This window comes from Rhizobium sp. IBUN, assembly GCF_000510625.1.
GTDB classification, from domain to species: Bacteria; Pseudomonadota; Alphaproteobacteria; order Rhizobiales; family Rhizobiaceae; genus Rhizobium; species Rhizobium altiplani.
Genome location: NZ_AZNV01000003.1, coordinates 172,531 through 192,925 on the forward strand (window position 1 = coordinate 172,531; position 20,395 = coordinate 192,925).

21 protein-coding genes are annotated in these 20,395 nt (G+C 60.8%); 5 read left to right on the plus strand and 16 right to left on the minus strand.

The genetic code is table 11. From position 1 onward, the window contains the following. Nucleotides 1-3: 3 nt before the first annotated feature. Together RHIBUN_RS0104920 and gcvA are read right to left on the minus strand one after the other, a co-directional pair. Complete coding sequence (locus RHIBUN_RS0104920) at nucleotides 4-2,181, minus strand: TonB-dependent siderophore receptor (protein WP_025658691.1); 2,178 nt, start codon at nucleotides 2,179-2,181, stop codon at nucleotides 4-6. Nucleotides 2,182-2,317: 136 nt separating this feature from the next. Continuing rightward, the gene (gene gcvA, locus RHIBUN_RS0104925; RefSeq protein WP_025658692.1) at nucleotides 2,318-3,202 is read right to left on the minus strand and encodes a transcriptional regulator GcvA; all 885 of its coding nucleotides are present in this window, start codon (nucleotides 3,200-3,202) and stop codon (nucleotides 2,318-2,320) included. 214 nt (nucleotides 3,203-3,416) lie between these two features. On the opposite strand from gcvA, the gene RHIBUN_RS0104930 reads away from it, so the two are divergent. Beyond that, nucleotides 3,417-4,334: a DMT family transporter gene (locus RHIBUN_RS0104930; RefSeq protein WP_025658693.1), complete on the plus strand. Its 918-nt coding sequence runs from the start codon at nucleotides 3,417-3,419 to the stop codon at nucleotides 4,332-4,334. Here RHIBUN_RS0104930 and hemW read toward each other — a convergent pair. The 4 genes from hemW to rph are packed head-to-tail and all read right to left on the minus strand — an operon-like array spanning nucleotide 4,331 to nucleotide 7,326. Next, entirely contained in the window at nucleotides 4,331-5,506 is a 1,176-nt protein-coding gene (gene hemW, locus RHIBUN_RS0104935; RefSeq protein WP_100248185.1) for a radical SAM family heme chaperone HemW, read from the minus strand. The genes RHIBUN_RS0104930 and hemW overlap by 4 nt on opposite strands. Nucleotides 5,507-5,541: 35 nt before the next feature. Next, nucleotides 5,542-6,186, minus strand: coding sequence for an RdgB/HAM1 family non-canonical purine NTP pyrophosphatase (gene rdgB / locus RHIBUN_RS0104940; RefSeq protein WP_025658695.1), 645 nt, complete (start codon nucleotides 6,184-6,186; stop codon nucleotides 5,542-5,544). 7 nt (nucleotides 6,187-6,193) lie between these two features. After that, nucleotides 6,194-6,610, minus strand: coding sequence for a VOC family protein (locus RHIBUN_RS0104945; protein WP_025658696.1), 417 nt, complete (start codon nucleotides 6,608-6,610; stop codon nucleotides 6,194-6,196). Beyond that, the gene (gene rph, locus RHIBUN_RS0104950; RefSeq protein ID WP_025658697.1) at nucleotides 6,607-7,326 is read right to left on the minus strand and encodes a ribonuclease PH; all 720 of its coding nucleotides are present in this window, start codon (nucleotides 7,324-7,326) and stop codon (nucleotides 6,607-6,609) included. Before rph ends, RHIBUN_RS0104945 begins: the two co-directional genes overlap by 4 nt. Before the next feature lie 175 nt (nucleotides 7,327-7,501). Between rph and hrcA the strand changes: the two genes are divergently transcribed. Beyond that, the gene (hrcA, locus tag RHIBUN_RS0104955; RefSeq protein ID WP_025658698.1) at nucleotides 7,502-8,590 is read left to right on the plus strand and encodes a heat-inducible transcriptional repressor HrcA; all 1,089 of its coding nucleotides are present in this window, start codon (nucleotides 7,502-7,504) and stop codon (nucleotides 8,588-8,590) included. 5 nt (nucleotides 8,591-8,595) lie between these two features. Here hrcA and RHIBUN_RS0104960 read toward each other — a convergent pair whose 3' ends face one another. Then, nucleotides 8,596-9,030, minus strand: coding sequence for a GFA family protein (locus tag RHIBUN_RS0104960; protein WP_025658699.1), 435 nt, complete (start codon nucleotides 9,028-9,030; stop codon nucleotides 8,596-8,598). 219 nt (nucleotides 9,031-9,249) lie between these two features. On the opposite strand from RHIBUN_RS0104960, the gene grpE reads away from it, so the two are divergent. Then, complete coding sequence (grpE, locus tag RHIBUN_RS0104965; protein ID WP_025658700.1) at nucleotides 9,250-9,870, plus strand: nucleotide exchange factor GrpE; 621 nt, start codon at nucleotides 9,250-9,252, stop codon at nucleotides 9,868-9,870. 30 nt (nucleotides 9,871-9,900) lie between these two features. Here the strand turns inward: grpE and RHIBUN_RS0104970 are convergent, their stop codons facing one another. Then, nucleotides 9,901-10,845 (minus strand): nucleoside hydrolase, encoded by a 945-nt coding sequence (locus RHIBUN_RS0104970; RefSeq protein ID WP_025658701.1) that lies wholly within the window; start codon nucleotides 10,843-10,845, stop codon nucleotides 9,901-9,903. A gap of 260 nt (nucleotides 10,846-11,105) precedes the next feature. On the opposite strand from RHIBUN_RS0104970, the gene RHIBUN_RS0104980 reads away from it, so the two are divergent. Together RHIBUN_RS0104980 and RHIBUN_RS0104985 are read left to right on the plus strand one after the other, a co-directional pair. Then, on the plus strand, nucleotides 11,106-11,537 hold the full coding sequence (locus RHIBUN_RS0104980) for an Hsp20 family protein (RefSeq protein ID WP_025658703.1): 432 nt from the start codon (nucleotides 11,106-11,108) through the stop codon (nucleotides 11,535-11,537). 49 nt (nucleotides 11,538-11,586) lie between these two features. Further along, nucleotides 11,587-11,844: a DUF1150 family protein gene (locus RHIBUN_RS0104985; protein WP_007799651.1), complete on the plus strand. Its 258-nt coding sequence runs from the start codon at nucleotides 11,587-11,589 to the stop codon at nucleotides 11,842-11,844. A gap of 6 nt (nucleotides 11,845-11,850) precedes the next feature. On the opposite strand, the gene trmB is transcribed toward RHIBUN_RS0104985, so the two are convergent. From trmB to miaB, 8 genes are all read right to left on the minus strand, one after another. Beyond that, nucleotides 11,851-12,552, minus strand: coding sequence for a tRNA (guanosine(46)-N7)-methyltransferase TrmB (gene trmB, locus RHIBUN_RS0104990; protein WP_025658704.1), 702 nt, complete (start codon nucleotides 12,550-12,552; stop codon nucleotides 11,851-11,853). Further along, nucleotides 12,549-13,802 (minus strand): methionine adenosyltransferase, encoded by a 1,254-nt coding sequence (gene metK, locus RHIBUN_RS0104995; RefSeq protein WP_025658705.1) that lies wholly within the window; start codon nucleotides 13,800-13,802, stop codon nucleotides 12,549-12,551. The genes trmB and metK overlap by 4 nt, the downstream gene beginning before the upstream one ends. 182 nt (nucleotides 13,803-13,984) lie before the next feature. Continuing rightward, nucleotides 13,985-14,404, minus strand: a complete 420-nt coding sequence (locus tag RHIBUN_RS0105000) for a helix-turn-helix domain-containing protein (protein ID WP_018855116.1) — start codon at nucleotides 14,402-14,404, stop codon at nucleotides 13,985-13,987. 152 nt (nucleotides 14,405-14,556) lie between these two features. Next, nucleotides 14,557-16,158: an apolipoprotein N-acyltransferase gene (gene lnt / locus RHIBUN_RS0105005; protein ID WP_025658706.1), complete on the minus strand. Its 1,602-nt coding sequence runs from the start codon at nucleotides 16,156-16,158 to the stop codon at nucleotides 14,557-14,559. 76 nt (nucleotides 16,159-16,234) lie between these two features. Further along, on the minus strand, nucleotides 16,235-17,386 hold the full coding sequence (locus RHIBUN_RS0105010) for a hemolysin family protein (RefSeq protein ID WP_025658707.1): 1,152 nt from the start codon (nucleotides 17,384-17,386) through the stop codon (nucleotides 16,235-16,237). Beyond that, nucleotides 17,383-17,898 carry an rRNA maturation RNase YbeY gene (gene ybeY, locus RHIBUN_RS0105015; protein ID WP_018855113.1) on the minus strand — a complete coding sequence of 172 codons (516 nt, stop codon included), beginning with the start codon at nucleotides 17,896-17,898 and terminating at the stop codon, nucleotides 17,383-17,385. The genes RHIBUN_RS0105010 and ybeY overlap by 4 nt, the downstream gene beginning before the upstream one ends. Continuing rightward, the gene (locus tag RHIBUN_RS0105020) at nucleotides 17,898-18,947 is read right to left on the minus strand and encodes a PhoH family protein (RefSeq protein WP_025658708.1); all 1,050 of its coding nucleotides are present in this window, start codon (nucleotides 18,945-18,947) and stop codon (nucleotides 17,898-17,900) included. The genes ybeY and RHIBUN_RS0105020 overlap by 1 nt, the downstream gene beginning before the upstream one ends. Nucleotides 18,948-18,966: 19 nt before the next feature. Then, nucleotides 18,967-20,376, minus strand: a complete 1,410-nt coding sequence (miaB, locus tag RHIBUN_RS0105025; RefSeq protein ID WP_025658709.1) for a tRNA (N6-isopentenyl adenosine(37)-C2)-methylthiotransferase MiaB — start codon at nucleotides 20,374-20,376, stop codon at nucleotides 18,967-18,969. Between the last annotated feature and the right edge of the window lie 19 nt (nucleotides 20,377-20,395).

Genomic DNA, 20,395 nt, shown 5'->3' on the forward strand with positions numbered 1-20,395 from the left:
AGCTCACCATGTGTAGCGCAGGCTGCCGATCACGGCGCGGCCCTGGTCGCGATAGCAGAAGCCCGCCGAGCAGACGGCCTCCCGGCGGTCGAAGAGGTTCGTGGCGTTCACCTGCAGGCTCAGGCCGTCGTATTTCTTGTCCAGCGCCGCGAAATCATAGCTGATGGCGGCGTCGAAGAGGACGCGTGAGCCGTTCTGCGCCGTGTTGGCGTCGCTGGTGTAACTCTTGCCGTGATAACGGGTGCCGAAGCCGATGCCGAGGCCGTAGACCGGGCTGCTCTCCTGGAATGTGTAATTCGCCCAGAGCGAAGCCATGTGCCTCGGAACCGACGAGACGGAATTGCCAACGGTCCCGGTCGTTCCTTCCAGGATCTCGGTATCGGTGTAGGTATAAGACGCGACCAGCGACAGGCCGTTGTCGAGGCTCGTGTTCGCTTCGAGTTCCAAGCCACGGGAGCGAATCTTGCCGCGCTGCACCTGAATGTTCGCCGGTCCTGTCGGCAGGTTCACGACCTCGTAGTAGAGGCTATTCTTCTGGTCGATATTGAACAGCGCAGCCGTCAGCAGCGTGTTGCTGTTCGGGAGCAGGTACTTGACGCCGATCTCTTCCTGCTCGCTTTCCGTCGGCTTGAAGGGCTGGTCCGTCTCCTGGTTGATACCGGCATTGGGTGCGAAGGCGGTGGAGTAGCTGGCATAAGGTACAACGCCGAAATCGGTCTCGTAGCCCAAGCCGACACGGCCGGAGAATGCCTTGTCCTTTTGCGAGAGGCTGGTCAGAGCGTTCGTGCTGAGGTCGGTATTGTCGGTGTCGGTGGAAACCCAGTCGTAGCGCCCGCCGACGGTGAGTATCCATGCGTCATAGCGGATTTGGTCCTGCAGGTAGGTGCCGACCTGCCATTGATCCTGGATGGTGCGCGTGTCGAAGTCGATCGGTGCAACGGGCGCTCCCGCGGTCGGATTGTTGGTGTCGAGCGGCGGCGACACGCCACGACCATCGAGCGAACGCCAGCGCAGCTTGGTCAGGTCCAGGCCCGCAAGCACCGTATGGTCGACCGCCCCCGTTTCGAACTTGGCTTCCAATTGATTGTCGATGACGAAGGCCGTCAGCCGCTCGTCGAACGTGCCGGCGCTGCGGTCGAGGAGACTTGGATCGACCGCGTTGGGGGCGTAGGCAAAGGCCCAGTCGGCGTCGATGTTGAGCGTCGATGCGCGGGCGTTCTGGCGGAACACGAAGACGTCGTTCAGCCGGTGCTCGAATTCATAGCCGATGCGCGCCTGGTTCTGGACTGAATCGTTGAAGGCCGGATTGCCTGCGAAAATGTCGGTTACGTTGCCGGCCGGATCGTTATAGTAGGCCGCCGTGCCGCCGGTCTTGGTTCGGGAATACTCCCCAAGAATGGTAAGCTTGGTATCTTCGTCCGGTTTCCACATGAAGGCCGGCGCGATATAGACGCGGTCGTCGGGAACGCTGACCTGTTCCGTGTTGGCATCGCGGTAGAGGCCCGTCAGGCGATAGTAGAAGGGGTCCTCGTTGTTGACGGGACCCGAGAGGTCGAACTGGGTCTGATAGCGCTGGTCGGTGCCATACTGCAGCTGAACTTCGTGAAAAGCGTCTTCCGTCGGCCGCTTGGTGATGAGGTTGTAGAGACCGCCGGCGCCCGTTGCTCCATACAGCGCTGAGGATGGTCCACGCAGGATTGAGACACCTTCGAGGCCGTAAGGCTCGGTCTTGAAGAGTGACGAACCTGCGCCGGGCTGACGAAGGTTATCGCGGAAGATCCCGGTATAGGTCACGTCGAAGCCGCGCACCGAGAATGAATCGAAGCGCGGATCGAAGCCGTAAGCACCGACACGAGTGCCCGGTGTGTAGGCGACCGTATCGAGCAGGCTCTGCGGATTGCGGTCCCTCAACTGCTGCTCGGTTACGGACGAAATCGACTGAGGAATCTCGATGAACGGCGTGTCGGTCTTCGTGCCTGTCGCGCTGCTCTTGCCGACATAGCCGTCAGCCTGGATCACGCCTCCGCTGCCGCCATTGACGATGATATCTTCGAGAACCGTCGCTCCGTCTTGCTGCCCCGCGGCATCCTGTGCCGCAGCCGGCGCGAGAAGATGGGCGAGCACCACGCCCGTCAAAGCTGATGTGGAAAGGAATCGAGAAGAAAATTGAAGATTATTCATTGGCTTATCACACCGGAAGGCTCATTGCAGAATTTTATCTGGAGTGTAATAGTCAAGAAAAAGCCCGAAGAAAACCCTATTTTATGATTAAAATGCTCCACTTTTTAATCAGCATGACAAATCAGCCACAGTCAGGTCAGGCCTGTGCCTCGGTCAGCAGCCAGCGGCGAAAGGCCGCCGCTGCCGGTCGCTCGAGCGCAGGGCCCGGATAGACGAGGTGGAAGGCAAGGCGGCTTGCGATCCCAAGCGGGAAAGGCGTGATCACCGCACCTTCCTTCAGGTCCCGCTCCAGAAACGAGCGTCGCATCAAGGCAAAGCCGAGCCCGGCTTTCATCGCGTCATAGGCTCCGTTGCCATGCATGAAGATCGGCCCGCGCGACGGATCGACCCCCGTTGCGCCGGCCGCTTCCAGCCAGAGCTGCCAGTCATGGCGATAGACGTCATGGATCAGTTGGAAACCAGCGAGAGCGCCGGGCGACGGATTGCTCCCCAGTTCAGCGGCAAGCTTTGGCGTGCAGACCGGCACGAGTTCGTCATCGACGAGCCGCTCGCTGATCAAGCCGTCATACCCGCCGAGCCCGTGGCGGATTGCGAGGTCGATGCCGTCACGCTGAAAGTCGAGCACGCGGTGCGATGCGCTGATGCGAACGTCGATTTCAGGGTGCATCGCTTCGAAACGTCCGAGACGTGGCACCAGCCAGTAGGTCGCAAAGCCCGCCGTGCAGGTGACGTTGAGGACGGTGCCGCGTCCCCGCGCCGTGATCGCTGCCGTCGCCTCCCGGACCAGACGGAATGCTGCCCTAAGCGTCGAAAAATAATCCGCGCCCTCAACCGTCAAGGCCAGCGCGCGCGTCTTGCGCTCGAAGAGCTTGACGCCAAGCGATGCTTCCAGGTCACGGATCTGCAGGCTGACGGCGCCCGGCGTGACGTTGAGCTCTTTTGCCGCAAGCGTCATGCTGAGGTGTCGCGCGGCGGCTTCGAAGGCCCTAAGTGCTGAAAGAGAGGGAAGATAGTCGCTCATGGTTTAGCTCAGCTATATCATGTAACGAGAAAGACTCGTTTGTCTCCTGCCAGGCATCGCAATAATATCAGCATGAAAGCCGTCGAAAAAGCTGATTTAAGCTGCGCGATGAGCGAGAATTAATCGAGAATGGCCGCGTTCGAGACGCGCAACAATCGGGTGGTGGCAGCCAGCGGCTGGATGTATTCCGGTCAGGCTGACTAGGGAGAAGATAATGCAGCAGAAACAAATGGGCCTTGCCGAGTGGGGAATGCTGCTGGTGTTGTCCCTGTTATGGGGCGGCTCCTTCCTCTTCAACGGTATTCTGGTGAAGACCCTGCCGCCGTTCACGATCGTCGCGGGCCGGGTCCTGATTGCCGCACTTGCGCTGAACCTTATCGTCCGAGCCACCGGCCATGCGATGCCGCGCGACGCTAGGTCCTGGGCTGCGTTCTTCTGCATGGGCATCCTGAACAACATGATCCCGTTCTGCCTCATCGTCTGGGGCCAGACGCACATCGCAAGCGGCCTTGCCTCGATCCTGAATGCCACGACGCCGCTCTTCGGTGTCGTCGTCGCGCATTTCCTGACAGCGGACGAAAAGATGACCGGCAACCGCCTGCTCGGCGTCCTCGTTGGCTTTGCTGGTGTTGCCTACATGATTGGCTTCGACGTGTTGCGTGATCTCGGCTCGAACGTGCTGGCGCAGCTTGCCGTGCTCGGTGCTGCGCTCTCCTACTCCTTCGCCGGGATCTTCGGCCGACGCTTCCGCCAGATGGGCATGGCGCCGCTCATTCCCGCCGCCGGACAGGTTACCGCTTCGACCATCCTGATGCTGCCGATCGCGCTCGTCGTGGATCAACCCTGGACTTTGGCCGCCCCGTCACTCGAGACCTGGATGGCCTTGCTGGGCCTGGCCTTGCTGTCGACGGCGATCGCCTATGTGTTGTTCTTCCGCATCCTGGCAACGGCAGGGGCGACAAACCTCATGCTCGTGACCTTCCTGATCCCGGTCAGCGCCATCCTGCTCGGCGCAGCTATTCTCGGCGAGCAACTGCACGCCAAGCATCTGATCGGCATGGCGATGATCGCGATCGGCCTTGCGGCGATCGACGGGCGGTTGTTTTCCCTGGGACGAAAGCGGCCGGCCTAGCAGGCGAGGTCGGCTACGACGGAATCGAGGATCAGCATACCCGACGGCGTGCAGCGAAGCCGGGAATTGCCGATCCGCTCGACGAAGCCGTGTTCCAGCAGGAATTCTTCACGCTTTGGGTCGAGATCGCGGCCTGAAAGCTGTTGCCAGCGGGCGAGATCGACACCTTCCTTCAGGCGTAGTCCCATCAACAGCAGTTCGTCCGCCTGCTCCTCGTAGCCGAGTTGTTCCTGATCGAGGATGCCGTGGCCGTCGCGCTCGACGAGATCGAGCCAACTTTCCGGCTTCCGCTCGGTCGCCGTCGCGATCTTCATCGCGCCGCGCGTCAGCCGCCCGTGGGCGCCGGGGCCGATACCGGCATAGTCGCCGTAACGCCAATAGGTGAGGTTGTGGCGGCTCTCCGCGCCGGGGCGCGCGTGGTTGGACACCTCGTAGGCCGGCATTCCTTCGCGAGCCGTGATCTCCTGCGTCGCTTCGTAGAGCAATGCCGATTGATCGCCGTCCGGAACGACAAGCTTGCCCGCCTTGTGAAGACCGTAGAAGGGCGTGCCTTCCTCGATCGTCAGCTGGTAGAGCGAGAGGTGATCGACCGCGTAGGAGATCGCCTCCTTCAGCTCGCGCTCCCATTCCTCGACAGTCTGGTTCGGGCGAGCATAGATCAGGTCGAAGGACATCCGCGGAAAGATGTCGCGTGCCAGCTTGATCGCATTCAGCGCGTCGGCAACGTCGTGCAGCCGTCCGAGAAACTTCAGGTCGCGGTCATTCAAGGCTTGGACGCCAAGCGAGACGCGGTTGACCCCGGCGGCGCGATAGCCCCGGAAACGCTCCGCCTCGACGCTGGAGGGGTTCGCCTCCATGGTGATCTCGATACCGTCTGGCATATGCCAATGCTTGGCAATACCATTGAGAATGGCCGAAACCGTCGAAGGGTTCATCAGAGAGGGCGTGCCGCCGCCGAGGAAGACGCTCGTCACCGTCTTCACCCCGCTCAATTGGCGCACCGTTGCCATTTCCTTCAGGAAGGCCGCAGTGAAGCGCTCCTGATCGACCGGCTGGTGGCGGACATGGCTGTTGAAATCGCAATAGGGGCACTTGGCGGCGCAGAACGGCCAATGCACGTAGACGCCGAAGCCGGGTTCGCCGGTATCGGGCAGAAGAGCGGCATAGCGCATCAGGTCAGGCTGTTCCAAAGTGTCCACGTGTGCCCTTAGGCTTCCAGGCAGGTTTCGACGAAAATCTTGAAGGCGCGGGCGCGGTGCGACAGGGCCTCTGCGTCGCCCGGCTTCCAGCCGTGTTTTTCTTCCCCGCTCATCTCTCCAAAGGTAGTGTCATAGCCCTCGGGTTGAAAGACCGGATCGTAGCCGAAGCCTTGGCTGCCGCGCGGCGGCCAGACGACAGCGCCCTCGACTTCACCGCGGAAGAGCTCCGTATGGCCGTCCGGCCAGGCAAGGCAGAGCACGCTTACGAAGCGGGCGGTACGCTGTTCCGGCTTTGAAGCGCCGGCCTTGTCCAGCGCCGCCTCGACTTTCTCCATCGCCATCGCGAAGTCGCGGGTCCCGTCGGGCTTCTCGGCCCAGTTGGCGGTATAGACGCCAGGATCGCCGCCGAGCGCATCGATGGCGAGGCCGGAATCATCCGACAGCGCCGGAAGTCCAGCGGCTTCTGCAGAAGCGAGCGCCTTGATCTTTGCGTTTTCCTCGAAGGTGGTGCCGGTTTCGTCAGGCTCCACGAAGTTCAATTCAGCCGCCGACTTCGCGGTGAAGCCGAAGGGGCCGATCAGGTCCTGGATTTCCCGGATCTTGCCGGCATTGTGGCTGGCAACGACAATGGTCTTGGTTTCGAGCTTGCGCATGATTGTCCTATTCGATGCCCCAGATACGGGCTTCAGCGCATTCAAGGCTGTTGCCCGCTGGATCGCGGAAATAGATCGATCGGCCGCCCTGCGGCCAGGTGACTTCGGATTCGATGGCAACACCTTCGGACATCAACCGGGCGGCAATCGCATCGAGATTTTCGCCCGAGACGCGGAAACAGGCGTGTCCCGCACCTGTCGTGCCATGAGGCGGCACCTGCAGCGCGGTCGGTGAGGGCGGCTTGATCGTTTCTTTCGGATTGAAAATCAGCAGCACGCCGGGGCCGCAGCGAAAGAAGACATGCCGGTTGCCGCTCCGCGAGATCTTCGAAAGACCGAGAACGCCTTCATAGAAGGCTTCGACCTTGTCGAGATCCTCAGCATAGAGCGCCGTCTCCAGCATGCCTTCCAGCACGTCGTTCATCCGGCGATCGCCTGCTTTTGCATCGCCACGAGTTCGGCAATGCCCCCCTTGGCGAGCGTCATCAGCGAAGCGAACTCCTCGTCGGTAAAGGGCGTGCCTTCGGCGGTGCCCTGAATTTCGACGATACCGCCAGTGCCGGTCATCACGAAGTTCGCGTCGGTCTCGGCCGAGGAGTCTTCGAGATAGTCGAGGTCAAGGACCGACTGGTTTGCGAAGATGCCACAGGAAATGGCCGCGACATGGTCCTTGAGCACGCGCTCGACCTTGAGCATGTTGCGGCTCTCCATCCATTTCAGGCAGTCGTAGAGCGCAATCCAGGCGCCGGTGATCGAGGCGGTGCGCGTTCCGCCGTCCGCCTGGATGACGTCGCAATCGAGGGTGATCTGGCGCTCGCCGAGCTCCTTGAGGTCGACGACGGCGCGCAGCGAGCGGCCGATCAGGCGCTGGATCTCCTGGGTGCGACCGCCCTGCTTGCCGGCCGCAGCTTCGCGCTTCATGCGATCGCCGGTGGCGCGCGGCAGCATGCCGTATTCGGCCGTAACCCAGCCCTTGCCGGTGTTGCGCAGCCATGCCGGCGGCTTTTCCTCGACGCTCGCCGTGCACACCACATGCGTATCGCCGAACTTCACCAGACAGGAGCCTTCCGCGTGCTTGGAGAAATTGCGCTCGAAAGAGACCTTGCGCATCTGGTCGGTTTTTCTGCCTGAGGGCCGCATACTATTCTCCTAATCATCGTGCCGAAGACCCAAGCAGGCTTCGGGTAGATCATGCGTGCTATGGTGTTGAGAGCTTCTACGATTGGCAGCGTCCATTTGCAATTTCCCTTTTGCCGCTGCGGAGAGATTGGCTATATTTTGTCGGATCATCGTCAGCACGGGTACGCAAGGTTTCATGGAGTTCAGATCGACGTCGGTTTCAGAGGCAGTGGCTGCGCTGGATGAACGCTCCAAGGAAATCTTTCGCCGCATCGTGGAGGGCTATCTGGAAACGGGCGAACCGCTCGGTTCCCGCAACCTTTCGCGAATCCTGCCGATGTCGCTGTCGCCGGCGTCCGTACGCAATGTGATGAGCGATCTGGAAGAACTCGGCCTCATCTATTCACCGCATGTCAGTTCCGGGCGTCTGCCGACGCAGATCGGCCTGCGCTTCTTCGTCGACGCCTTCATGCAGGTGGGCGATCTCTCGGCCGAGGATCGTGCCAACATCGATCGGCAGGTGCGCGCCGAAAGCCGCGACAATCCGATGGAATTGATGATGAACGAGGCGAGCCGAATGCTCTCGGGCATTTCGCGCGGCGCCGGACTTGTCATCACCTCGAAAAGCGATCCTGTGCTCAAGCATGTCGAGTTCATTCGCCTCGAGCCGACCAAGGCGCTTGCGGTGCTCGTTGGCGATCACGACCAGGTGGAAAACCGCATCATCGAGCTTCCGGCAGGCGTCACATCATCGCAATTGACCGAGGCCGCAAACTTCCTCAACGCGCATATGACCGGCCAGACGCTGCCGGAACTGCGCAATCAGCTGAGCCGACTGAAGGACGATGTCCGCCGCGAACTCGACACGCTGTCGCAGGATCTCGTCGAGCGCGGCATCGCTGTGTGGTCCGGCAGCGCGGACGAAGGCAAACCGGCTCAGCTCATCATTCGCGGCCGCGCCAATTTGCTCGCCGGTCTCGCCGGTGCCGACGATCTCGACCGCCTGCGCATGCTGTTCGACGACCTCGAGAAAAAAGACAGCTTGCTGGAACTCCTCAATCTGGCCGAAAGCGGGCCAGGTGTGCGCATTTTCATCGGCTCGGAGAACAAGCTCTTCTCGCTCTCCGGCTCGTCGTTGATCGTTGCGCCATATCGTGATGATGACGACCGCATTGTCGGTGCCGTGGGAGTGATCGGGCCGACGCGTCTCAACTACTCGCGCATCGTCCCGATGGTGGATTATACCGCTCAGCTTATGACGCGACTGTCACGCAGCGCGAAGTAGCGCAGCTACTCAGGCAACGTGTCGCCCGAGCCGCCCATCTCCGCGGGCATGTCTCTATATTTGGGCAGGCCGTCACGAATGCGCAGCACGCTCTCCTGATAGTTCACGTGCAGCGCCGGGGTGTAGTCGAGATCCGGCAGAAGTGCCGCGTAGACGTCGGTGACGCCCCAGGTCGGGTGCTCGGTGTAGAGATGCCCACCGCACAGCTCGCAGAACTTCCGCACGCTGGTATCGGACTTCTGATAGCCCTCGACATGCTCTCCGCCTTTAGTGACCCGGACAGCCTGCGGCTGCCAGAGCGTGAAGGCATTGACCGGCCCTGCGGACCAATGCCGGCAGGAGGCACAGTGGCAGTATCCCATCGCCACCGGTTCGCCGGTAGCAACAATCTCCACGGCGCCGCAGAAGCAGCGCCCGGAATAGCTTTTCTGATCGCTCATGGTAGCAGCTCCCTGACCCAGGATTAGGCCGAAGCAAGAAAGATTTAGGTAGCTCTAAAATAAAAGAACTTTAGCGCGAGCAAGTCAAGCTGGCCCTCTCGCTCAACCCGGCATGAGTTGCCCCGCATCGCGCGCTTTTCAGTCACGCAGACTTGATTTTTGCCCGTCAAAGCTCGATATCGGGCACATCCTAAAAGACACCAATCACCGGAGAACGTCATGACTGACGAAACGACGAAGAACGGACCTGACGCAGCCGCGGCCGAAGCCGCAGCGGACGCTGCCGCAAACGTCGAGAACGAAGCCACCGCACAGCCCGATCCGCTGGAACTTCTGAAGGGCGAGAACGCAGAGCTGCGCGACCGTTATCTGCGGCTTGCTGCCGAGATGGATAACCTGCGCCGCCGCACCGAGCGGGAAATCAAGGACGCCAAGACCTATTCGGCTGCTGGCTTCGCCCGCGACATGTTGGCCGTTTCGGACAACCTGCGCCGCGCCATCGATGCGATTCCGGAGGAAGCAAAGGCTGCCGCTGATGCCGGCCTGACAACGCTGATCGAGGGTGTCGAGATGACGGAACGCTCGATGTTGTCGGCGCTCGAGCGCCACGGCGTCCGAAAGCTGGAGCCGGTTGGCCAGAAGTTCGATCCGAATTTCCACCAGGCCATGTTCGAAGTACCGAACCCTGAGGTGCCGAACAACACCGTTGTTCAGGTCGTTCAGGCTGGCTACACGATTGGCGAGCGTGTTCTGCGCCCGGCCATGGTCGGCGTCGCCAAGGGCGGACCGAAGCTGGTCGAACCCGAAACCAATTCGGTTTTCGACCAGAAGGACGCCTGATCCCTCAGGCGCCCGTCAAACAATCCGAAATCAGATGCGGGCGAAACGCTCGATCAGCAGATCGAAAAAGCCGTCCGCATCGACATCGCGCATGACCTGCGCATTGCGCTTGCGGTGGGTCACGTGCCACCAGTCGACGACGGTCATGCCGGCAGTCAGTTCCGACTTCACCTCGATCTCGACATTGCAGGTCCGCCCCTTGAAAAGCTCCGGCTTCAGCAGATAGGCGATAACCGTCGGGTCGTGCAGCGGGCCGCCGTCCGAGCCGTATTTCTCGACATCGAAGCGTTCGAAGAATTCCAGCATCTCGACCATGGCGATGGCCGGGCGTGTGCCGAGATCAGCCATGCGCTTGACGCGGTCCTTGCGTGTCAGAAGCTTGTGCGTGACGTCGAGCGGCATCATCACGATCGGAACGCCGGAGCGGAAGACGATGTCGGCTGCCTCAGGATCCACGTAGATGTTGAATTCGGCGGCCGGCGTAATGTTGCCACCCTCGAAGAAGCCGCCGCCCATCATGACCAGTTCATGGACGCGCGGGATGATGTCGGGCGCCTGCTGGAAGGCCAGGCCAATATTGGTCAGCGGCCCCAGCGTGCAGAGCGTCACTGCGCCTTCCGGCTCGCTGCGCAGCGTCTCGACGATGAAATCCACCGAATGCTGCGTCTGCAGCGGCATCGTGGGCTCGTCGAGAACCGGACCGTCGAGGCCGGTCTTGCCGTGCACGTGCTCCGCTGTCACCAGCTTGCGCGCAATCGGCTTGTCGGCGCCGGCAAAGACCTTCGTATCGGTGCGACCACAGAGCTCGCAGACGATGCGCGCATTGCGGCTGGTGTAGGACAGTGGCACGTTGCCGGCGACCGTGGTGATGCCCAGTACATCGAGCTCTTCCGGGCTGCCAAAGGCCAGCATGATGGCGGCTGCGTCGTCCTGACCGGGGTCAGTGTCGATGATGATCTTTCTAGGGTTTGCCATTCCGATCGTTCCCATCCTCGTGGTGCGCGTCTTCGTGGCATGCACCGTTTGTTTATATTCCCGTCGCAAATCGGCACAGCCGGCGCGGGCAGGATTTGATGCGAGGCGGCGCCTGCTTTGTCAAGGTCGGACCCTTGCCGGCTTCCGCGGAGCGAGCATGGACGTCCGCCTTGCGCCCGGGCTCGGCAGTTCCCATATTGTCGGCAGTCGGATGCTGCATTTCAGGTCCGGCAAGGTCGCTTGAATCAAGGACTTGAAAGATGAGCCGCATGATGCCTTTCGCGAGCCCGCTGCTTTTGGGCTTTGACGCCATGGAGAAGACGCTGGAGCGCCTTTCCAAGGCGAGTGATGGCTATCCCCCCTACAATATCGAGCACGTTGCTCCTGACCGCGCTTCCGGCGATCCGGAAAGGCTGCGCATAACCCTTGCCGTCGCGGGATTCGCTGAGGACGACCTCGATGTCTCCGTCGAGGAAAATCAGCTGTCGATCCGCGGCCGTCAGGCAGAGCAGGGAGAGCGCGATTATCTCTATCGCGGCATCGCCGCGCGTCAGTTCCAGCGGACCTTTGTTCTGGCCGACGGCATGCAGGTTTTGGGCGCTTGCCTCAAGAATGGGTTGCTGTCGGTGGATCTCATCCGCCCCGAACCGAGCCGCATGGTGAAGAAAATTAACATTTCGGTCTCACAGTAGGACAACGGCGCATGTTGAGCCGTTGGTCCCTTCTCTTGGAGGTACAGGAATGTTGATGAAAGAAGCCAATTCGCACCTGACCAAAACCGAACTTGCCGGCATCGGCAACGGCGAGGTCGCCTATATCCGCAAGATGCGCAACGAAGAAGTTGCCAAGTGCTTCCCGGAAGCGCCAGACATCGATCCGAGCGTTGACCTCTGGGCGCTATTCGGCGCCGATGGCACGCCGATCCTTTTGACGGATAATCGCTCCAGCACCTTCTTCAAGGCCGCTGAGGATGAGCTGAAAACGGTGAGCCTGCACTAGGCAGGCTCAGACGCGCTTGAATGTGAGATAGGCGGAAGATCTGCCTTCACGCCGTGCCTTGGCCTCGTAGCGCGTGCTCGGCCAGCCCTCGTAGGGCGTCAGCCAGTCTGCCGCATTCTGTGCTAGCCATTCGAAGCCGCCATGGTCGCGGCATTTGAGCAGCGTCCAGTTGACGTAGGTATCGATATCGGACGCAAAGCAGAACAGCCCGCCCGGCTTCAGCACGCGGTGGAATCGGTCGAGGTTCGTCTTCGACACGAAGCGGCGCTTCCAGTGCTTCCGCTTTGGCCACGGATCCGGGTAAAGCAGGTCGATCTGGTCGATCGAGGCGTCCGGCAACCAATCCAGCAATTGCGTCGCGTCATCGTTGTAGACACGAACGTTCTTGGCGCCTGCCTTGTCGACGCTCGTCAGCAGCTTCTGCATGGAATTGATGAAAGGCTCGACCCCGATAAAGCCGGTCGAGGGCATTTCCACGGCGCGATGGATCAGATGCTCGCCGCCGCCGAAACCGATTTCCAGGCGCAGCCTTTCGGTCGGCACCGGAAAGAGGGTCTTCAGCGGCTCGGGCGGAGCCGCTGAAAGATCGATGAGGAACGCCGGAAGCAAGGTGTTCAGTCGCTCTGCCTGATGTTCACGCAGAGCCTTTCCCTTGCGGCGACCGAAGAAGGCTTCGGTCGCGCGTCCGCGACGCTCCATGTCGGTCATGCTGCTTCCTTGACCTTGACGGCGTCCTTGAGCGCCTTGACGAGGTCGGTGCGCTCCCAGGAGAACGAGCCGTCGCGGCCAGCCTTGCGACCGAAATGACCATAGGCCGAAGTCTTGGCATAGATCGGCTTGTTGAGGTCGAGGTGACGGCGAATACCCGTTGGCGACAGGTCCATGTTCTTGCGGATAGCGGCTTCGATCTGGTCTTCCGTCACGCCCTTGCCGGTGCCGTGCAGGTCGACATAGATCGACAGCGGCTGTGCGACGCCGATAGCGTAGGAGAGCTGGATCGTGCAGCGGTCGGAAAGACCTGCGGCAACGACGTTCTTCGCGAGGTAGCGGGCAGCATAGGCAGCCGAGCGGTCGACCTTGGTCGTGTCCTTGCCGGAGAACGCACCGCCACCGTGCGGAGCAGCGCCGCCGTAGGTGTCGACGATGATCTTGCGGCCGGTGAGCCCGGCGTCGCCGTCAGGACCGCCGATGACGAACTTGCCGGTCGGATTGATGTACCAGTTGCAATCGCCGGCGATCGGCAGATCGCCGAGGGCTTCGCGGATATAGGGCTCGACCACCGCGCGAACCTTCTTCGAATCCCAGCTTTCGTCGAGATGCTGGGTGGAGAGAACGATCGACGTGACCTCGGCAGGCTTGCCGTTCACGTAGCGCACCGTCACCTGGCTTTTGGCGTCCGGGCCGAGCTTTGCAACTTCGCCGTCGCCCTTCTTGCGGGCAGTCGCGAGCAGCTGCAGGATCTTATGGGAGTAATAGATCGGCGCCGGCATGAGGTCAGGCGTTTCCTTGCAGGCGTAGCCGAACATGATGCCCTGGTCGCCGGCACCTTCGTCACCCTGCTGGTCGGCGGCACTATCGACGCCCTGGGCGATGTCGGCGGACTGCGAGTGCAGGAGCACGTCGATCTTCGCCGTCTTCCAGTGGAACCCGTCCTGCTCATAGCCGATGTCCTTGATGGCGCGGCGGGCAGCGGCCTTGAACTTCGAAGGGTTGATGACGTCGTTGCCGTTCTTGTCCTTCTTCATCAGGCTCGGCGGCAGGCGCACTTCACCGGCGATCACGACGCGGTTGGTGGTTGCCAGGGTCTCGCAGGCAATGCGCACGCCCCAGGGGTTGACGCCGGTCTTGGCGGCTTCGCGGTAGACCAGATCCACGATCTCGTCGGAGATCCGGTCACACACCTTGTCCGGGTGACCTTCGGCAACTGACTCGCTGGTGAAAAGGTAATTCGCGCGCATTCCGGGATTCCCCTCAAAGAACAAAAGCTGCCTAGTAGGTACTCAGTTCGCATCAGAAAAACAAGCGTAGAAGGACATAAATATATCTTTATATCTGCTGCAAAGTGGCAAATTTTGCCCCAAAAATGCCAAAAGCGGCCGTTGCGACCGCTTTTGTCTCTGCTCCGAATTTTGAATGGCGGTTATTCGCTGTCGGCTTCGGCGGCGAGTGCCTTCACCAGCTCGACGACTTTGCGGCGAACCTTGGGATCGGTGATTTTTACAAAGGCGCGGTTGAGTTGAAGCCCCTCGGACGACGAAAGAAAGTCGACCACATAGTTGGAGCTGGAGGCTTCCGCCATGCCGGACAGGCCGGAGGATTGTTCGCCCGGCGCGTCCTCGAAGAAGAAGGAAACCGGAACGTTCAAAATGCTGGAAATATTCTGGAGGCGGCTGGCGCCGACACGGTTGGTGCCTTTTTCGTATTTCTGGATCTGCTGAAAGGTGATGCCGAGGCTCTCTCCGAGCTTTTCCTGGCTCATTCCGAGCATCGTTCGCCGAAGGCGAATGCGACTACCAACGTGGACGTCGATGGGGTTCGGCCGCTTCTTGTTCTCAATCATGGTCCTGCCCTAACAAAAATTTTCAACCTTGTTCAAACCGGCATGCCCAAACCCATCCCCAAAACGCCACGTTGCAAAGTCTTGATTAACCACCTTGAAACATACGCTAAGAACGCCGATCCGAACCACTATGCAATTTTAGGGGTTTTCGGTCAATTCTGCTTGAAAACTAAACCAAAACGCGAAACCAGCGCAATTGCAAACAGAAGTATCTCGATCAACCGGAAGTACGTTTGGCGCGGGTAACCCGGATCGCGCTGGGCGTCGAAACGCTCAATGGTTGCGTCGACAAAGCCAGTTTCATTGAGGCCGAGACCCGCAATGACCTCGCCACGGGCGTTCACGATGGCTGAAATGCCGCTATTGCCATTTCGAATCAGCGGCAAGCCGGTCTCCACGGCACGCAACCTAGCCTGTTGAAAGTGCTGGTAGGGGCCGGGTGTTGCACCGAACCACGCGTCGTTCGTGACATTGAGAATGGCATTGGCGGCGCCTAGGTCGCCGGTCATCTCGTCGGGGAAAATGATCTCGTAGCAGACGAGGGGATAGAACTTGATCCCCGTGGGCAAACTCAGAAGCTGGCGCGTGGCGGCGGGTGAGAAGCCGCCTGGCATCTCGACCACATTCTGGATGCCGAAATCGTCGAGGATATTCTCGAACGGCACGTATTCGCCGAACGGCACGAGATGCACCTTGTCGGCCGCGCCGGCAATCTGCCCACGGCCGTCGATGACGTAGATCGAATTGTAGTAGCGAGGCGGATTGCCAGGCCCCATGTCCTCCACCCTGACCGCGCCGGCAATCAGGATCTGATTGTCGTCGAGCGTGTCCGCGATCCGGCTGAGCGCATCCTGATTGTCGGTCAGGATGAAGGGAATGGACGTTTCCGGCCAGACAATGATGTCCGGTTTCCGCCCGCCGTCCTTCGGAGACTTGACGGAAAGCTTCAGGTGCTTCTCGAAGATAGCAGCGCGGTCGGCGTCGCTGTCCATCTTCGCCGTCTGCTCGATCATCGGCTGAACCAGGCGAATGACCGGGCTCGGGGAGTCGGATGCAGGCGCGGGTTGCGGGCCATGGAGGATATAGGCGCCATAGCCGATATGTGCGGCGAAGAGCAGGGCTGCCAGCGAGAGCCCGAGCTTTGCGCCCTGCCGGGTGCCGAGGAGTGCGGGCGCGGCGAAGATGAAGACTGAGAGCGACGTGATGCCCATGATGCCGATGACGTGCGCCGATTGCATCATGAGCGGCACGGGCGTCATGCCGTAGCCGATAGCGTTCCAGGGGAAGCCGGTGAAAAGCACGCTCCGCAGCCACTCCAGCAACCCGAAGCTCGCCGCAAGCGCCGCAATCCGCCCCATGCCATCGGACCACATGGTTCGCGCCAGCGCCGCAGCAATGCCGTAGAAGATGGCGAGCACGGCAGGCAGGCCGAGGACCGCCAGCGGCAGCGCCCAAGCGAAGGCCTCCGCGTCGATCATCAAGGCGTGGCCAAGCCACCAGAGACCCGCGACGAAATAGCCGAAGCCGAAGAGCCAACCGACGGTAAAAGATGGCCACAGTCGCCTAATGAGCCCGCTTTCCGGAGCGGCAGCTGAGCCGTCGATCAGCCAGACGAGCAGCGTGAACGACACGAACATTGCGGCAAAGAAGCCAAATGGAGGCAGGGCCAGAACGCCGACGGCGCCAGCAAGGACCGCCAACGCAACCCTCTTGAACCCCCAGGCAAGGATAACCCTGTCCGCAAGCCGCTCCATGCGTACTCCCATCAAGCTGCGAATCAACCCGCTCGCAGTCTTTCAAAAAAGCCGCCGTTTGTCGTGCGTTGCGCCATCAGGTCGACGTGGAGGCGTCGGTTTGCCTCTCCTCGCCGTGATCCGAACCGGGCGTGCTGTCGCCGTCGATCTTGACGCGGCGACGGATGGCCTGACGCTTGCGGGTGATCCTCACGCGCTTGATCCGGCGCGGATCGGCGTCGAGGATATGGAACTCGAAACCGGGCAGAGCCTGCACGACCTCGCCACGCACCGGAATACGCCCGAGCTCGGAGAAGATCAGGCCGCCCAGCGTGTCGACTTCGTCGACCTGTTCGGTGATGTCGAAGTCCGGCCCGATCGCCTCGGCGATCTCCTCCAGTTCGACACGGGCATCCGCGACGAAGACGTCTTCGGAGACACGCTTGAACATGACTTCATCGTCGTCGTGCTCGTCATCGATGTCACCGACGACCATCTCAACGATGTCCTCGTGCGAGGCCAATCCATCGGTGCCGCCGTATTCGTCGATGACCAGCGCCATCTGCGTGCGGTTGACCTGCATGCGGCGAAGGAGGTCCGACGCAAGCATCGACGGCGGAACGAACAGGATCTTGCGGATGATCCCGGCCTCCGACAGCGTCTTCTGTAGGTCGACGCGGCTGAGGTCGAAATTCGGCTTCGCAGCACGTGTAGGCTTCTGCAAGTGTTCGGGTGAAACCTCGACCAGAGCCTCTGTCGACTTGACTGTCTTGGTGCTGCCGCGGCGCTTGTTGCGCGCCTGCTTGGCGACGTAGGACAGGAGATCGCGGATATGCACCATGCCGCGCGGATCATCGAGCGTATCCGCATAAACAGGCATGCGCGAACGGCCAGATTCCTCGAACAGGATCATCAGTTCGCCGATCGTGATGTTCTGATCGACGGCTTCGATATCGGCCCGCGGCACCATCACGTCAGCAACGCGCACTTCCCGGAAGCGAAGGATGTTGTGCAGCATTGCCCGTTCATCGGGCGAAAAGACGTCACCGTCGGCAGCGTCGGTCAGCAGCGCATCGGCGATGTCCTCGCGAAGGCGCGAGCCCTGCTGTGGTCTCAAGATACGCGCGGCGCGCGTCCAGAAGGATTGGGGTCGTCCAGACTGCCTACTACTACTGCCACCCTCGTCAGAAGAGGAGGATTGGTCGGCGTCCTTGGCCTCCGCGGCCGGTCTCGTCGTAAAGTCGCTCATGGTTCCATTTTAAGGTCTTGACCCTCGTATGGGTCAGATAGGCCGAGTACCGCCAAAATGCGAGTCTCGAGCCCCTCCATTATCTCGGCTTCAGCGTCATTATTATGATCGTAGCCGAAGAGATGCAAGAAACCATGCACCATCAAGTGGGTCAGGTGGTCGTCAAAGCTCTTTTCGAGCTCGACTGCCTCCCGCTCAACGGTCTCTCTTGCGATAATGATGTCGCCCAACATCGGTCCCGGCACGTTGCCCGGCTTGACCGGGAAGGCCGGAAAGGAAAGCACATTGGTCGGCTTGTCCTTGCCGCGCCACTCGGCATTGATGTCCTGGATCGAGGCATCATCCGTGAAAACAAGCGAAACCTCGGGCACCATCTTCGGAAAGGGCTGCTTGACCGTTTCACGCAGATAGGTGGCGGCTGTTTCCAGCACCCGATCCGCCAATGCATGCAACGCATCCTCGGAGGGCCAGTCGCCCTCTTCGATGCTGATCTGAATGTCGAGTTCGGCCATCAATCCTGCCGGCTGGCTTCCTCTGCTTCCGCGATATAGGTCGAGTCGTAGGCCTTGACGATGCGGCCGACAAGCGGATGACGTACGACATCCGTATCCCGGAAGCGGACGATCGAAATGCCTTCGACGCCATTCAGCAGTTGAAGGGCCTCCACCAGTCCGGATTTGACACCACGCGGCAGGTCGATTTGGCTCGGGTCGCCGGTGACGATCATGCGGGAATTCTCGCCAAGACGCGTCAGGAACATCTTCATCTGCATCGAGGTCGTGTTCTGCGCTTCGTCGAGAATGACGGCGGCGTTTGCGAGCGTCCGGCCGCGCATGAAGGCGAGCGGAGCGATTTCGATAACACCGGCCGTGATTGCCCGATCGACCTTGTCGGCGGGCATCATGTCGTAGAGCGCGTCATAGAGCGGGCGGAGATAGGGATCGACCTTTTCCTTCATGTCGCCGGGCAGGAAGCCGAGCCGCTCGCCGGCTTCCACCGCCGGGCGGGAAAGAATGATCTTCTCGACAAGACCCCGTTCGAGGAGCTGGGCCGCATGAGCGACGGCGAGATAGGTCTTGCCGGTACCCGCCGGACCGACGCCGAAAACCAGTTCGGCCCGTTCCAGAGCGCGCACGTAGGCGTCCTGGGTCGGCGTTCGCGCGACGATAGTCTTCTTGCGGGTCGAAATCTGCGCCATGGTGAGCTTGGCTTTGCGCTCCATCGTCGGCAGGCTCAGTTGATCGTCTGCGGCGACCGCCATGCGGATCGCGCCTTCAACGTCGGATCGCTCCACGCTGCCGCCTTTCTGGAGTTTCTCATAGAGGTAATCGAGTGTACGCCGCGCCTGGTTGGTGGCGACAATGTCTCCCGAGATAACGACGGAATTGCCGCGCGCTCGAGCGTCGATGTGGAGACGCTCTTCAAGCAGCTTGAGGTTCTGGTCAAACTGACCGAACAACTCACTGGCGAACCGATTGTTCTCGAACGTCAGAATAAAGTGATTGGCGTCGCTCGCAATGCGTGGGTGGCGCGGTGAAGAAACCAATTCTTGTCCGTTCAAGCGGTCGAGCTCCTAGGGTTTAGACCTCAGCCTCTGCTATCTCGGCAAACAGGCTGTTGGTTCCGGTTCCGGTGATTCGCACGTTAATAATGTCACCGATTTGCAATGCTTTTGCATCAACATTCACGGACTGAAGCCACGGAGAACGGCCGATAAGCTGTCCTGGCATGCGACCGGGCTTTTCGAGCAACAGTTCGATCGTTTTCCCGACACAGGATTCGGCAAATTCCTGCTGTTGCTTCAGAAGAAGCGCCTGCAGGCGTTCTAGCCGTTCTGCCTTGATCTCTTCCGGCACCTGGTCCTTCAGTTCCGCACCGGGCGTGCCCGGCCGTGTCGAGTACTTGAAGGAGAAGGCCTGCGCATAGCGCACCTCCTCCACGAGACGGAGTGTATCTTCAAAATCCTGCTCTGTCTCCCCCGGAAAACCGACGATGAAGTCTCCGGAAAGGGCAATGTCTGGGCGAGCGGCGCGGATGCGCTCGACGAGGGTCAGGTATTCGGCGGCCGTATGGCGCCGGTTCATCGCCTTCAGGATGCGGTCGGAGCCGGCCTGCACCGGCAGATGCAGGTAGGGCATCAGCGCGCGCAGGTCCCGATGCGCCTCGATCAGGCGATCGTCCATGTCGCGAGGATGGCTGGTGGTGTAGCGCAGACGTGCAAGTCCGGGGATCTCGGCCAGCCGGTAGAGCAGGTCTCCGAGCGTCCATTCCTGACCATTCGGGCCGACACCATGCCAGGCGTTGACGTTCTGGCCGAGCAGCGTGATTTCGCGCACGCCGCCTTCCACGAGCCTCTGTGCTTCCTCGACGATCTGGCTGACAGGCCGAGATACTTCCGAACCGCGCGTATAGGGCACGACACAGAAGGTGCAGAACTTGTCGCATCCTTCCTGAACCGTCAGGAAGGAGGTTACGCCGCGAGAGCGGATTTTCTTGCTCTCGGCGATCGGCAGATGCTCGAACTTGTCTTCGAGGGCATATTCCGTGTCGACGATCCGCTGCCCTTCCTTCGCCTTGCGCAGCGCTTCCGGCAGGCGGTGATAGGTCTGCGGACCGATGACGACGTCGACGGCGGGCGCCCGGCGCAGGATTTCCTCGCCTTCCGCCTGTGCCACGCAACCGGCGACGCCGATCATGAACTCCCGGCCTTCCTTGTTGCGCTCCTTCTTCATGTCGCGCAGGCGGCCGAGCGCCGAGTAGACCTTTTCGGCAGCCTTTTCGCGGATATGACAGGTATTCAGCAGAACAAGGTCTGCCTCTTCCAAGACTTCCGTCGACTCGTATCCGTCACGCGCGAGGGCATCGCTCATGCGTGTCGAGTCATAGACGTTCATCTGGCAGCCATAGGTCTTGATGAACACCTTGCGGCTGTTGCTGCCATCACGGAGATCGGTCTCCGGGGCATGAAGAAGGGCACTGTCCTGGGTCATGGGCGGCTATTTAGTGGTT